1 protein-coding gene is annotated in these 560 nt (G+C 51.4%); it reads right to left on the reverse strand.

Annotation, left to right across the window (positions count from 1 at the left end; translation table 11 throughout):
- Nucleotides 1-518: site-2 protease family protein (locus HP456_RS24735; protein WP_172255935.1), on the reverse strand; the 518-nt coding region annotated here is incomplete at its 3' end.
- Nucleotides 519-560: the final 42 nt, after the last annotated feature.

Below are 560 nucleotides of genomic sequence, written 5' to 3' on the forward strand. Positions count from 1 at the left end.
AGAAACAGCAGGATGCCGTATTGCTCATATTGACTGAGCTTCACCCGTACATGGGGAGGTGACAGATCTTCGATGATCCGATACCCGTCAAGCGGCGGAAACGGCAGTAAGTTAAACACAAACAAGAGGATGTTCAACTCGACGATCATCTGCAGGAGGTCGACAACGAAAGGAGGCACTCCTCCACCGCTTACACCCGCAAAAAAATAAAAGATTCCGAACGCGATGAACGCAATCAGGAAATTACTCAGCGGGCCGGCCGCCGACACCAGAATGCCCGCCAGTCGCGGATTCTTAAAACGCGAACGCATCACCGGAACCGGCCTGGCCCACCCGAAGCCTGCAATCAAGATCAAGATCGTGCCGAACGGATCAAGATGCTGAACAGGATTCAGCGTCAGCCTTCCCTGATCCTTCGCTGTCGTGTCACCGAATTTGTATGCCACATACGCATGCGCAAATTCATGGACCGTGAAAGCCAGAATCAACGCGATGACCACAAACGGAAGCTCTTCCAGCGAAAAGACCGAAACTGACTCAAATAAATTGCGAAAAGTATC

It is taken from the genome of Bacillus haikouensis, from assembly GCF_013179555.1.
GTDB classification, from domain to species: domain Bacteria; phylum Bacillota; class Bacilli; order Bacillales; family Bacillaceae_B; genus Rossellomorea; species Rossellomorea haikouensis_A.